Source organism: Chitinophaga niastensis (assembly GCF_003014755.1).
Lineage (GTDB): Bacteria > Bacteroidota > Bacteroidia > Chitinophagales > Chitinophagaceae > Chitinophaga > Chitinophaga niastensis.
In genome coordinates this window covers 392,238-406,584 of the sequence record NZ_PYAW01000005.1, presented here as the reverse complement: position 1 = coordinate 406,584, position 14,347 = coordinate 392,238, and the positions used below count along the sequence as shown (strand labels likewise).

The window sequence follows — 14,347 nt, the reverse complement described above, 5'->3', positions numbered from 1 at the left end:
TACGAAACTGTGATTTTCATGATTCTTAAGAACATAGATCATCTGAACTGTGATTTTTATGATTTTTGTGATTATCCTGATGAGTGGAGATTGTCTGAACCAGGATTTTTAGGATTGAATGGATTATCCTGATGGGTGCCGAAGATCAAAGCGTAGATTTTAGCGGATATCTTCAATATAAAACAACATAACGCCCATCAGGGTAATCCATTCAATCCTAAAAATCCTGGTTCAGACAATACCCGCTTAGATCTTCGCTCATCAGGATAATCATACTAATCATAAAAATCACAGTTCAGACTTTTTTATCCTACTTTTGCCGCTTGACGAAACAGATTAGCAGATGAATTTTTCCCACTTACACGTACATACCCAATTCTCTTTACTGGATGGCGCCGCAGACATCAAATCGCTGTACAAAAAGGCCATGTCTTCTAATCAGCCGGCACTGGCGATTACAGACCACGGTAATATGTTTGGTGCATTCCAGTTTGTGGCAGAAGCATATAACAATAAATTAAATCCAGGCGATCCGAAAGATAAAAGGCTCAAAGTAAAACCAATTGTTGGTTGTGAATTTTATGTAGTAGAAAACCGCCATAAACGCGCGTTTACCCGGGAAGAAAAAGATATCCGCTATCACCAGGTATTACTGGCAAAAGATGATGAAGGTTATCGTAACCTTATCAAACTTTGTTCCCTCGGCTACATGGAAGGGTTGTACGGAAAGTATCCGCGCATCGATAAAGAACTGATTTTACAATATCATAAAGGACTGATTGCAACTACCTGTTGTTTGGGTGCATCCGTTCCTAAAGTGATCCTGCGTAAAGGAGAAGAAGAAGGCGAAAAAGAATTCCGCTGGTGGCTGGATATTTTTGGAGATGATTTTTACGTAGAACTGCAACGCCACGGCATTCCGGAACAAGACCAGGTAAATGTGGTACTGCTGCGCTTTGCAGAGAAATACAATGTAAAAATCATTGCATCCAACGACTCCCACTACGTCGATCAGGCAGATGCCAATGCACACGATATCCTGCTTTGTATCAACACCGGTGAAAAGAAAAGTACACCTACCAACAAAGAATTTTCAGATGATGATGCCGGGGTAAAAAACAGACGCTTCGCGTTTTACAACGACCAGTTCTATTTCAAGACGACGGAGGAAATGACAAAATTGTTTCATGACCTGCCGCAAGCTATTGACAATACAAACGAAATAGTGGATAAAGTACAGCTGCTGGATCTCAAAAGAGATATTCTCCTGCCCAACTTCCCTATTCCAAAAGAATTCTTCACCCAGGATCAATACCTGCGCCATCTTACCTTTGAAGGTGCCCGCACCCGGTACCAGGGAATGAGCGCCGAAGTGGAAGAACGTATCAACTTTGAATTGCAGGTAATCGAAAACATGGGTTTTGCCGGTTACTTCCTCATTGTGGCCGACTTCATCAAAGCGGGGCGCGACCTTGGCGTATTCATCGGCCCCGGACGAGGTTCTGCAGCCGGCTCCGCGGTGGCCTATTGTGTAGGTATCACCAATATTGACCCCATTAAGTATAACCTCCTGTTTGAGCGTTTCCTGAATCCGGAACGTAAGAGCATGCCCGATATTGATACGGACTTCGATGATGAAGGCCGTCAGAAAGTAATTGACTACGTAGTACAGAAATATGGCCGTAACCAGGTGGCGCAAATCATCACCTATGGTACAATGGCCGCTAAAATGAGCATCAAAGACGTGGCCCGTGTAATGGACCTGCCCCTGATAGATTCCAATGCCCTCGCCAAACTGGTGCCGGATAAACCGGGCATACAGCTGGCCCGCCTCTTCAACGCACCGCTGGAAGGAGAAAAGAGCCTGGCCGATAAAGAAGGCCTCGCCGGAGAAGATATTGAAAATGTGAAAAAGCTGCGGGAACTGATCAAAGGAGATGATCTCCAGGGAGAAGTGCTTCGTGAAGCCTGTGTACTGGAGGGGTCCGTTCGTAATACCGGTATCCACGCAGCGGGTATCATCATTGCACCGCAAGACCTGTACGATCTCATTCCCGTATCCACTGCAAAGGATTCCGACCTGTTGGTCACCCAGTTTGAAGGAAGCATCATCGAATCCGCCGGCGTAATCAAGATGGACTTTTTGGGGCTGAAAACCCTTACCATCATCAAAGGCGCACTGGAACTGATTCGACAGAACCACGGTCTTTCCATTGAAATAGATAATATTCCGCTGGACGATGCCAAAACATACGACCTGTATCAGAAAGGCGAAACCAACGCTACCTTCCAGTTTGAGTCGCCCGGTATGCAGAAATACCTCCGTGAACTGAAGCCGGATAGATTCGACGATCTGATTGCCATGAACGCCTTGTACCGTCCGGGTCCGCTGGAGTATATCCCCTCCTTTATCCGCCGTAAACACGGATTGGAGCCTGTACAATACGATCTGGCTGTAATGGAGGAATACCTGAACGATACCTACGGGATCACCGTATACCAGGAACAGGTGATGTTGCTGAGTCAGAAACTGGCTAACTTCTCCAAAGGTGATGCGGATGTACTCCGTAAAGCCATGGGTAAAAAGCAGATTGCCGTACTGAATAAAATGAAGGCACAATTCATGGAAGGCTGCGCCAGCAATGGCCACGATCCCAAGGTTTGTGAAAAAGTGTGGACCGACTGGGAAGCATTTGCCTCTTATGCGTTCAACAAATCCCACTCTACCTGTTACGCTTTCGTAGCCTATCAAACGGCTTACCTCAAAGCCCACTACCCGGCAGAATATATGGCTGCGGTACTGAACTGCGCCAGCAACATTGAAAAGATCACTTTCTTCATGGAAGAATCCAAACGCATGGGCATAGATGTATTGCCGCCCGATGTGAATGAATCCTTCAAAGGCTTTGCTGTGAACAAACAGGGCCAGGTACGTTTTGGCCTGGGTGGATTAAAAGGTGTAGGCGAAGCCGCCATCGAAAATCTGCTGGAAGAAAGAAAAAGAGAAGGTCCTTTCAAAAATATCTTTGACTTTATCAAACGCGTAAATCAACGCGCTGTTAATAAAAAATCAATAGAAGCCCTGGTGATGGCCGGTGCTTTCGATTGTTTCCCTCTACTGCACCGCGCACAATACTTTAACAAACCGGAAGGTGAAACACTGACTGGTCTGGATAAGATTGTAAAATTCGGGCAGCAGGTAACAGCCGGTTCCTCCAACGTAGGCAGCCTTTTTGGTGCCGATGATATGCCGGATGTAGAACCGCCAAAAATAGCGCCCTGCGATGTATGGCCGCTGATCATGAAGCTGAATAACGAAAGAGATGTAACAGGTATCTACATTTCCGGTCATCCGCTGGATGATTATCGCTTTGAAATGAAGCACTACCACATGAATTCCGTGCAGGAGCTGGTAGAATATCAAACAGAGATAGCCCAACCCGGCGGCGGTGGCGGTCGTTCAAGAGAGCGTAACTTCAGACTGGCCGTATATATTACCAATGCACAGGAACGAATTTCCCGCAACAACCGTCAGTTTGGGGTAATGACCATTGAAGATTACACCGGCAAATTTGAGTTTGCTTTGTGGAGTGAAGACTTTATCCGTTTTGCACCTTACCTGAAACCCGGTCTTTGCCTCTTTATCAATGGTGGCTTTAAATCCAAGCGCTTTAATGATAACGAGTACGAGTTTAAAGTGGGCAGCATTCAGCTGTTGCAGGAAGTAAAGAAAACGCATACCAAACAGGTGTTCCTGAATACGATGCCTAAGAGCCTCAACCGTCAGACCGTTGATTTCCTGGTAGACAATGTAAACCGCTATCCGGGCAATAGTATCCTGCATTTGCAGCTAACCGACCGGGATGAACAGCTACAGGCAAAACTGCATACTTTCAACAAAAATATTGAGATGAATGACGAGTTGGCGGGTTTCCTGTATAAACAGCCGGATATTGATGTCTATATAGAGATAATCAATAAGTAGGATGCCAAAAATGCAGTAATTTGCACCCGGATCAAGATTTGATTATACACTGGAAATCAGCAATCAAAACAATCATTAATAAAACATTAAAATCACAGTATCATATGGCTTTAGAAATCACTGATGCGAATTTTCAAACGGAAGTTCTGGATTCCGATAAATTAACTGTTATTGACTTTTGGGCAGAATGGTGTGGCCCTTGTCGCGCTATCGGTCCGGTAATCGAAGAACTGTCTAAGGATTACGCAGGTAAAGTAAACATCGGAAAAGTTAACGTGGATCAGAATCCACAATTATCCGTAAACTACGGTATCACCAGCATCCCGGCTATCCTGTTTGTAAAAGGTGGTCAGGTTGTAGACAAACAGGTAGGCGCTGTGCCTAAATCCGTACTGGAAAAGAAAATACAGGCCAACATGTAATTGTAATATAAAACTGATTGAAAGAGCGTTCCGGATCAAACCGGGACGCTCTTTTTTTGCTTATTATCTGTCCCTTTCCTATATTTTCACTTCTGCAACGTATCTTACAATCCGGTAAATAATAGCAATCTAAAATCATCTGATCAACATCAAATTTTACTTTTTTGCGCAATTCTATCATTATCCTTTTTACCTTTTTTTATTGTGCCACTGCTATCGCCCAGCGAAAATGCGGTACCGCTGCTGCCCTCCAGCAACGGATAATAGAGCACCCACAACTACAACAACTCATACAGAACAACGAAAACAGGATGATGCTGGGGCAACAACGCCAGCAATTTCGTGTAAAAGCGGATGCTGTTCCGCAAACAGTAACCATTCCGGTAGTGGTGCATATTGTGATGGACGACACGGCTGCCGTAACCGTTGCACAGGTGTTATCACAACTGGATGTGCTTAACCACGACTATACCGGCACCAACGCTGATATCAGCCAGGTCCCCCCCGTTTGGCAGCCTATCATTGGCAATACAAAGATTAATTTTTGCCTCGCACAGCGGACACCCGCTGATGAGCCTACCACCGGCATTGTGCGTGTTAAAACCGCAGCAGGACAAAGCTTTCCCATCCTCAACGGCAGTCCGGATGTAAAATACAACAGCACCGGCGGCTCTGACGCCTGGAATACCAGTAAATACCTCAACATATGGGTAACACGGCTCTCCGGCAATTACCTTGGTGTAGCGGCACCTCCCGGCACTGGTTATCCGGCAGAACAGGAAGGTGTTGTGATTCAATATACTGCCTTTGGTACCACCGGCAGCATAAGACCTGTATATAACCTGGGCAGGACCACCACCCACGAAATAGGCCACTATTTTGGTTTAAAGCATATATGGGCAGATGATGACGGCGGATGTGTACTGGACGATGGCATTGCCGATACCCCTTTGCAGGGAGATCATACCTATGGATGTCCTTCTTTTCCAAAGATGGATAACTGCACTACTGTCTTCCCCGGCATTATGTTCATGAACTACATGGATTATACCGATGATGCCTGTATGCACCTTTTTACCGCCGGACAAGCAGATCGTATGCGCTTTGTGCTGGAAAATATTACCAGCACGCTGCTCACCTCTAATGGCTGTGTTCCGGTTGTCCTGTTGAATGAAGATGCTTCGCTCACGGCAGTCGCAGCACCCAACGGCAAAATATGCAATAACCATGTGCAGCCGGTAGTTACTATGCGCAACAGAGGCGCGCATACGCTGACAGCCGTTACCATCTATTACAGGCTCAATAACGGCCCGCTTGTTCCCTATCGGTGGACGGGCAGCCTGGGCAGTTTGCAGGAAACCAGCGTTACCTTACCAGCCACAGATGTGAACATTGGCATCTATGACCTGAAAGCCTATACACAATCACCAAACGGACTACCCGACGATAACGTCGCCAATGATACCACGAGCAGCCGTTTCCGTTATGATGCGGAAGCCACGCTTCCTTTTGCAGAAGGTTTTGAAAACGACAGCTTCCCACCGCCGGGCTGGGACCTCTACAACCCCGACCACAGCTTTACCTGGGAACGTGCCCGCAACGTAGGCAAAAACAGTAACGCTTCGGCGCTGATGCGTAACCTCGGCTACAACACCAACGATCAGGCAGATGATCTCATTACACCCGTGATAGATCCGCAGGCACATGACTCTGTATTCCTCTTTTTTGATGTGGCCGCAGCAGTATATACCGATCCTGCAAGTGTCGGAAATGCCTGGGATACATTAAAGATATTGGTTACATCTGATTGCCGGCAAACAGGTGAAATAGTATACGCCAAATGGGGTCCTAATCTCATTACCCACCCTACCGCGCTCACAACAGAGTTCATTCCTGCCGCCAATGAATGGCGTCGTGATTCAGTAGATCTAACGGCTGTTATACATAAAGCAAGGTTTCAGGTAGCCTTCAGAAACATCTCAAATTCAGAGAATAACATTTATATTGATAATATAAGAATTGTTAGTAAAGAAGTCAATCCGACCCTAAAGGAAAAGGGCGTACTTATTAACCCGAACCCGACAGATGGCATCGTTTGGGTGACATTTTACGAGGTACCGACGGACCTTCAAAGGGTAGCCATTTACAATGCGCAGGGACAGTTTTTGATGAGTCAACCAGCAACTGCTATCGGTGCCGGCAACCGTATGACCTTTAATTTGGTAAATGAACCAAATGGTGTTTATTTTGTAAAATTAATTTACAGGAACAGGGCCAACACCATCAAATTAATGAAAGTAAGATGACGACGAGAAAAGATAATCCGGCTGTTCAAACGCTCCTTCAGCAAGCCAATCTGGACGCTCAATTGAAGCGTATTGCAGAAAAGATCCTCCAACAGGAAAGAATTACGCCCGATGAAGGGCTGATCTTATTTGAAAAAGGCGATATCGGCCTTTTGGGTGCGCTAGCCAATCATGTGCGAGAGCGGAGGCATGGCGACAAAACTTACTTCAACCGTAATTTTCATATAGAACCTACCAACGTTTGCATCTTCACCTGCCACTTCTGCTCCTATTCCCGCTTGTATAAAAACCGGGAAGACGGCTGGGAACTGAGCATTGATCAGATGATGGACATCGTTAAAAAATACGATAACCAACCCGTTACGGAAGTACATATCGTAGGTGGAGTACATCCTAAAATGCAACTGGATTTCTTTGTAGAACTCATTCAGAAAATAAGGGCACATCGTCCGGACCTCCATGTGAAAGGATTCACCGCCGTGGAACTGGATTACATGTTCCGTAAAGCAAAAGTGAGCGTGGAAGAAGGAATGCGCATCCTCAACGAAGCCGGCCTGCAATCCATGCCTGGCGGCGGTGCGGAAATATTCCACCCGGATGTTCGCGCTAAAATATGCCATGATAAAGTAGATGCCGACGGATGGCTGGCTATTCACAAAGCCGCCCACAACCGCGGTATGCATACCAATGCTACCATGCTGTACGGACACGTGGAAACCTACGCACACCGCATTGATCATATGGAGCGTTTGCGCCAGTTACAGGACGAAACCGGCGGCTTCAACACCTTCATCCCGCTGAAATTCCGCAATAAAGGCAATGATATGTCGCATATTCCGGAAAGCTCTATTGTGGAAGATCTGAAACTATACGCTGTTGCACGTTTGTACATGGATAACTTCCCTCACCTGAAAGCCTACTGGCCTATGCTGGGAAGAAATACTGCGCAGCTCACCTTGTCATTTGGCGTAAATGATCTGGACGGTACCATTGATGATACTACCAAAATCTACTCTATGGCTGGTTCTGAAGAACAGAACCCCTCTATGAACACAGCGCAGCTGGCCATGCTTATTAAACAAGCCGGCAGAAAACCAGTGGAAAGAGATACTGTTTACAACGAAATAAAAGATTATTCTGACGTAGTTTTTTCTGATGAAGAACTGCTCACCAAATAGCACTTGTATCTTATGCAACTACACTTTAAATGTATACTGGTAGCCAGTCTGTATGTATCGGGTTGTCATCATAATGCAGATAATAACAGTAGTAACACAGCTCCGGACACGGGCACTGTGGTAAGTAATGTACAAACAGCAACCGCTAATGGAACTGCTTTCAAAAAAGAAGCAACATTAGCCTTCCTCTCCAAATCCGGTGCTGATACCTTGCGCAAAATTGATATCCAGTTAGCTCAAACAGACCAGCAGCGGGAAGATGGACTGATGTATCGTAAATCCATGACGGATGAACAAGGCATGCTCTTCATCTTCAATGATATGGAAGAACGCTCTTTCTGGATGAAAAATACCTACATCTCTCTTGACATTATCTATATCGCTGATAATATGGAGATCGTATCCATCCAGAAATACGCCACACCACTATCAGAGCAGAGTTTACCTTCTTTCAAAAAAGCAAAGTATGTGCTGGAAGTAAACGGTGGGTTCTGTGATAAATACCATATAGGTTACGGCGATAAGATCGCCTATAAATAAGACCAGGATTAAAAGATTGAATGAATTACCCTGATGGACGTTTTGTTGTTTGATATTTATTTTACATTATAAAAAGAGAAAGCCCGGCGTTCCGGGCTTTCTCTTTTTATAATGTAAAATAAATATCAGGGTAATCCATTCAATCCTTTGATCCTGGTTCTACATTTTTATCAGTTGTTAATAGTAGGCCCCGGAAACAATGCTGCTCCTGCAGATCTGTTATGATCCGGTGCATATATTTCTTCATAAGATCGTATATCCGTTCTTGTTACACGTCTGTACATGGCAGCAGGACTCACTTTTTCTGCTGAAGCAAAACCGCAGGCACCCATCAGTTCTGCCAGTGCAGCAATCGTATTGCGGTGATAATTAGCCACGCGTACTTTTTTATCAGCCACATTTACCCCCTGGTATAAATTAGGGTCCTGTGTAGCCACACCTACGGGGCAACTACCGCTATCGCATTGCAACGCCTGAATACAGCCCAATGCCAGCATCATACCTCTGGCACTATAACAGGCATCTGCGCCCATGGCGAGGAGCTTCATAATATCAAAGCCCGTAATCACCTTGCCACTGGCCATTATGCGGACATCCTGTTTTAATTTGTATTTTTTCAGCAGGTTCACTACCAACGCCAATGCATCGTATAAAGGCATACCAATAGAATCTGTAAACTCCAGCGGCGCCGCACCGGTACCGCCTTCTGCACCATCTACTGTAATAAAATCGGGGTAGATACCCGTATTTACCATTGCAGTACAGATACGCTCAAACTCATCAGCACGGCCCACGCACAGCTTAAATCCTACCGGCTTGCCTCCGGAAAGTTTACGCAGCTGCTGTAAAAAGGCCAGCATCTCATATTCATTGGTAAAGGCAGTATGCGCTGCGGGCGACAATACACTTACACCCGCTTTCACTTTACGGATGGCCGCAATTTCCGGGGTATTTTTAGCCGCCGGCAATACGCCCCCCTTGCCAGGCTTGGCGCCCTGGCTCAGTTTCAGCTCAATCATTTTCACCGTTGGTTCAGCAGCAGCTACCGCAAATATTTCAGGAGAAAAATCTCCTTTCTCATCGCGGCAACCAAAGTAACCCGTACCTATCTGCCAGATCAGATCACCACCATGTTGCAGGTGGTATGGGCTAATTCCCCCCTCGCCTGTGTTATGGGCAAAGCCACCTATTTGCGCACCACCATTCAGTGATGCAATAGCCGTTTTACTCAGGGCACCATAACTCATAGCGCTGATGTTGAGCAGGCTGGCGTTATACGGATGATCGCATTGTTCGTTACCAATGTTCACTCTTAATACCTCTGGTTTCACTTTCATCGGAAATGCAGTGTGGGCCGCCCATTCATAGCCCGGCTCGTACATATTTTCCAATGCACCAAAGGCTACGGTTTGTTTTACATCTTTTGCACGCTGGTACACCACTGCACGCTGACGACGGTTAAATGGTCTTCCATCTGTATCTGATTCAAAAAAGTATTGGCGCATCTCAGGCCGGATCTGCTCCAGCAGGTAGCGTATCCTTCCCAGCAATGGGTAATTGCGTAACAGGGCATGCTTGTTTTGCAGGCGGTCATAAATCGTAAGGATGGTCATACCTATTGCCACCGGCAAAAATATCCACCCGGTTAAATAACCACGATAAAGGCTTACTACCACACTTACATCCAGCAAAAGGCATAAAAAATAAACCGCCCATCGTGCTATCCGATGATTCATAAAACTGATTTTATAAGATTGTTTTGGAAAAAATACAAATGGATTGAGCTACAAGTTATGATACAGATAGTCATCCCCCGGGTACAACGTTTTACATGCTAAAGTTGCCCGGGATTAATTGTTGAAGTCTTTTGGACAGGATAAGAACGGCAAAAGGAACCCGCACGTGCGTTTGGATGCACAGGGTGTATTAAGAAAGAATAATATGCTATTTACCGGATTCAATTAAAACAATTGTATCCGGCAAATATAAGGAGTTTTATTTACAACTATGCATCAATTCCCCAATTCAGCTGCTGTGAAGGGCTTCTGGCGGCCATTATATTGTTTACGCACCTGTTGTATATCAGCTTCCGAAATCTTACCTGCTTTATTATTCCAGGAACTGCGTAAAAAGGTCAGGAGTTGCGCAATATCAGCATCGTTAAATTCATCACTGCCACCAATACCTGGCATATCACCATTTATTTCGGGGGCTTTATACATTTTTCCATGCACTTCCACCGGGCCGGTAAGACCATATAATACAATAGAGATAAACGCTTTTTTATTACCGTTCACCCAGTTGCTTTCATTTAGCGGGGGGGCCATGGAAGCAATACCATCACCGTTTTTACCATGACAGGTCTGGCATACGGTATTGAATATTTTGTAGCCACGGGGCAAGCTCACTTTCAGTTCGGCCATTCTTTTTGCGTTTTCCTTATTAGCCATACTTTTCAGTACGATTTCCAGTTGTCTGCGCAAAACCAATGTAGTATCAGGGTTCCAGGCAATCACCTGTTTAAGTAAAACAGCTTCGCGATTTGTAGCATTGTTAACCACTGCAGCAGATACATAACGGTTATGGGCAAACGCTTTTATCAGTTTATCTTCCAGGTGAGCGCCTGCTCCTTTATCCAGTTTGGATACGGCCGGTAATAAATAACCAACCACCGGCGCCAGGTCCGGGTTATTACTCAGGCTGTCCAGCGCAACTGCAACAGCTTTCACGTTGGTACTGTTTAATATGGAAGGTAATGTGGCCAATGCCTGCACTTTCATCCGGGCATCGGGTTGTTGCCAGATGCCGGCTATATCTTCATAAGTGAGATGATGCAATCCTTCCAGTGTCCATAACGCGTGAATTTGTGCCAATGGTTGGCGGGTATCTTTCAACATCTCCTTTAAACCCGGTACCAGTGCTGTTATCTGATGATCAATGATCAGCTGTTGTGCTTTATCCCGCAACGCTCCATTAGCATCATGCAGCAGGTTGCGCAGCAAATCGGGGTTAAGTAAAATAGATTTATGCTGCGGTTTGGCACCAGCAGGAATAATACGGTAGATACGACCACAATTCAATGGCTGCGTGAGGTTACGCGTTTTTATCTCATTTTTTAAATAAGGAGTGAGATATGTTTTATGTTGCAGGATCCCCCTGTACATATCTGGTATGTAGATGGCGCCATCCGGACCGGTATACAGGCCTGTAGGTCTGAAACGTTCATCAGTGCTGGCCAGGAACTCTTTATGTTTATATGCCTGCACGCCTTTCACTACAAAACTGCTATCCGATAACAGGTTTCTTTTAATCAGGTTGGCGGAGGGTTCTGCTACAAAAGCATTTCCTGCGTATTCAGCAGGCAGCAGTCCACCACGATAGATCAATGGTCCGCAGGCGGCAGTAAATTCCACCAGGCGCAAACTATCATCCAGCACGCCTTTCTGGTAACCGCGATTTACACCGGGTGTAGCGCGGATGGGATACACATGATTATCCGGCACTATCTTCTCATCATAACCGGCAGCATTTTGCTGTTGCGGGTTTTTACTTCCCAATCCCGGCGGGAAATAATCTCCCAGCAGGTTTTCAGAGTTATTGTTATAATAAAGACGGCCCTGATCGTCCTGGGTAACGCCCCATTGTCCACGGAAATGTGTGTTCTCTTTCAACCACTTATCTCCCACCTTACGGTAACGCCTATCCGATTTTGCGTTGTAGATCCAGTTGTCCATAGCCCGGAACAGACCATTGGGCTGATGCTCCACATTGCCGCCGGCAGCGTATTGATCATCTACCAATGTTCTTTTGCCGGGTTTATCACCGTTGTTCTCTATAAACCACAACTGCGGCGGTGTGGCCACCAGTACGCCATTTTCCACCAGGCATACTGCTCTTGGCAATACCAGGGAGTCCAGGAATACAGTGCGTTTATCCATCACTCCATCACCAGTGGTATCTTCGAGGATCACAATTTTTCCATCGGGTTTATCTTCTCCGGTACCGGCAGTATCGGGCATAAAGCCGGTCATCTCTACTACCCACATTCTTCCGCGCTCATCAAAGGTCATGGCCACGGGTGCCACTACCATCGGCTCTTCAGCTACCAACTGAACAGCCAGTCCTTTGTCGAACTGCATTTTACTGATGGCCGTTTTGCCATCCAGTACCGGTGATGTAGCAAATTTTTCACGCATAGCCATCGAGTCTTTCTCGTGCTGACTGGCGTTCTTATGCTTGTTTCCTTGTCCGCAGGCAAACATGGCCAGGGATAACGTGGATATAAAAAAGTAATGTATACGGCCCATCATTTAATTCGATTGCAAAAAGTAAAAATACATTTCTGATTATATTTTTTCTGAAAAATTATACGAGGTCACAGTTTCATATTTGCACGACGCTGAAAAAACTTATCTTCGTCGCTTCATTGCACACATTTTACGATTTATTTGCATTTATGGAACGCTTTCAGGGCATTATAGGCATCTTCCTTATACTGGGTATTGCTTTTTTATTTTCAAATAACAGAACCAGGATCAATTACAGATTGGTCCTCAGTGGTATCACCTTACAGATTGTAATCGGTATTTTAGTATTTAAAGTCCCTCCTATCACCTGGTTCTTTCAGCAGGTAGGTCATGCTATGGGCAAGCTGGAAGCATTTGCGCGACAAGGTGCAGCGTTTGTATATGGCGGCATTGGTGTTACCCAGTTTGATGGTACGATGAAGGATTATGCAGGTGGGGGTTTCGTATTTGCTTTTAACGTAACCGCAACTATCATCCTCGTTTGCGTGCTGGTGGCTATTTTATATCACTATGGCATTATGCAGCGGGTTGTAGCCGTTATTGCAAGGGCTATGAATTTTATCATGCGTGTGAGCGGAGCAGAAGCGTTGAGCAACGTAGCCAGTGCTTTTGTAGGACAGGTAGAAGCGCAGGTAATGATTCGTCCTTACTTATCCAGCATGACCAAAAGTGAAATACTGGCTTCTATGAGTGGTAGCTTGGCCTGTATTGCAGGTGGTATCCTGGTAGTATATGCCAACATGGGCTTTCAGGCAGGAATGGACATTGCTCCTTTTTTAATTACTGCCAGTCTGATGGCAGCACCTGGCGCCCTGGTGATTTCCAAAATAGTATTTCCTGAAACAGAGGAAAGCGTGACGATGAGTCGTGTTAAAATGGAAGTAAAGAGTAACTATACCAATGTTATTGATGCGATCTCTCACGGTGCAGGCGACGGTTTTAAGATAGCCATGAACGTGATAGCCATGCTGATCGGGTTTATTGCCCTCATCACACTGGTAGATTGGTGCCTGATACATATTGGCCATATCTTCAATCCTGGTTTTGACCTGAGCCTCGACTGGATCTTCGGTAAAATATTTATGCCGATGGCCTGGGCCATGGGCGTACCAAAAGGAGATGTACAAAACGTGGCTACCTTACTGGGACAGAAGCTCACCATCAATGAATTTGTTGCTTTCAAAAGCCTGACGAGTCATAAAGTTCCGGTGATCTCTGCCAAAGGCATTGCCATTGTAACCATTGCGATTGCTGGTTTTGCTAACTTCAGTAGTGTGGGTATGCAGATTGGTGGTATCGGGGAACTGGCACCTGACAGAAGAACGGATCTTGCCAAACTGGGGCTGAAAGCCTTGTTGTGTGGTACGTTAGCGTCTTATATGTCTGCTACCATTGCAGGAATATTAATTTAAAAGAGATAAATTTTTATATAGCAGCGCAGCTGATCTTTATGATCAGCTGCGCTTTTTTTATGAGATGAACAAGCTCCCCTACAGGTAGCCATATAAAACAATAGCGAAAACCGCTGCAGTAATTACCGCTTCGATCTTCGCTATTCCCTTTAATTATCTTATGAAAAAATCAGGTGAATCCATCTAATCCTGAAAAG

General features: G+C 45.5%; 8 protein-coding genes. 6 read left to right on the top strand and 2 right to left on the bottom strand.

Features of this window, described 5'->3' with window-relative positions:
* Positions 1–343: 343 nt before the first annotated feature.
* The 5 genes from dnaE (at position 344) to CLV51_RS22600 (ending at position 8,431) form a co-directional block, all read left to right on the top strand.
* Complete coding sequence (gene dnaE, locus CLV51_RS22620; protein ID WP_106530359.1) at positions 344–3,985, top strand: DNA polymerase III subunit alpha; 3,642 nt, start codon at positions 344–346, stop codon at positions 3,983–3,985.
* A 104-nt stretch (positions 3,986–4,089) separates the two neighbouring features.
* A complete protein-coding gene (gene trxA, locus CLV51_RS22615; RefSeq protein WP_106530431.1) occupies positions 4,090–4,407 on the top strand; it encodes a thioredoxin in 318 nt (105 codons plus the stop codon).
* A 164-nt stretch (positions 4,408–4,571) separates the two neighbouring features.
* Positions 4,572–6,713 (top strand): M43 family zinc metalloprotease, encoded by a 2,142-nt coding sequence (locus tag CLV51_RS22610; protein WP_146151355.1) that lies wholly within the window; start codon positions 4,572–4,574, stop codon positions 6,711–6,713.
* Positions 6,710–7,891: an aminofutalosine synthase MqnE gene (gene mqnE, locus CLV51_RS22605; RefSeq protein ID WP_106530357.1), complete on the top strand. Its 1,182-nt coding sequence runs from the start codon at positions 6,710–6,712 to the stop codon at positions 7,889–7,891. Before CLV51_RS22610 ends, mqnE begins: the two co-directional genes overlap by 4 nt.
* 12 nt (positions 7,892–7,903) lie before the next feature.
* Positions 7,904–8,431 carry a DUF192 domain-containing protein gene (locus tag CLV51_RS22600; RefSeq protein ID WP_106530356.1) on the top strand — a complete coding sequence of 176 codons (528 nt, stop codon included), beginning with the start codon at positions 7,904–7,906 and terminating at the stop codon, positions 8,429–8,431.
* A gap of 170 nt (positions 8,432–8,601) precedes the next feature.
* Here the strand turns inward: CLV51_RS22600 and CLV51_RS22595 are convergent, their stop codons facing one another.
* Together CLV51_RS22595 and CLV51_RS22590 are read right to left on the bottom strand one after the other, a co-directional pair.
* Positions 8,602–10,167 carry an FMN-binding glutamate synthase family protein gene (locus CLV51_RS22595; protein ID WP_106530355.1) on the bottom strand — a complete coding sequence of 522 codons (1,566 nt, stop codon included), beginning with the start codon at positions 10,165–10,167 and terminating at the stop codon, positions 8,602–8,604.
* A gap of 276 nt (positions 10,168–10,443) precedes the next feature.
* Complete coding sequence (locus CLV51_RS22590) at positions 10,444–12,741, bottom strand: DUF7133 domain-containing protein (protein ID WP_245898897.1); 2,298 nt, start codon at positions 12,739–12,741, stop codon at positions 10,444–10,446.
* 146 nt (positions 12,742–12,887) lie between these two features.
* On the opposite strand from CLV51_RS22590, the gene CLV51_RS22585 reads away from it, so the two are divergent.
* Positions 12,888–14,150: a NupC/NupG family nucleoside CNT transporter gene (locus tag CLV51_RS22585; protein WP_106530429.1), complete on the top strand. Its 1,263-nt coding sequence runs from the start codon at positions 12,888–12,890 to the stop codon at positions 14,148–14,150.
* Positions 14,151–14,347 lie beyond the last annotated feature (197 nt).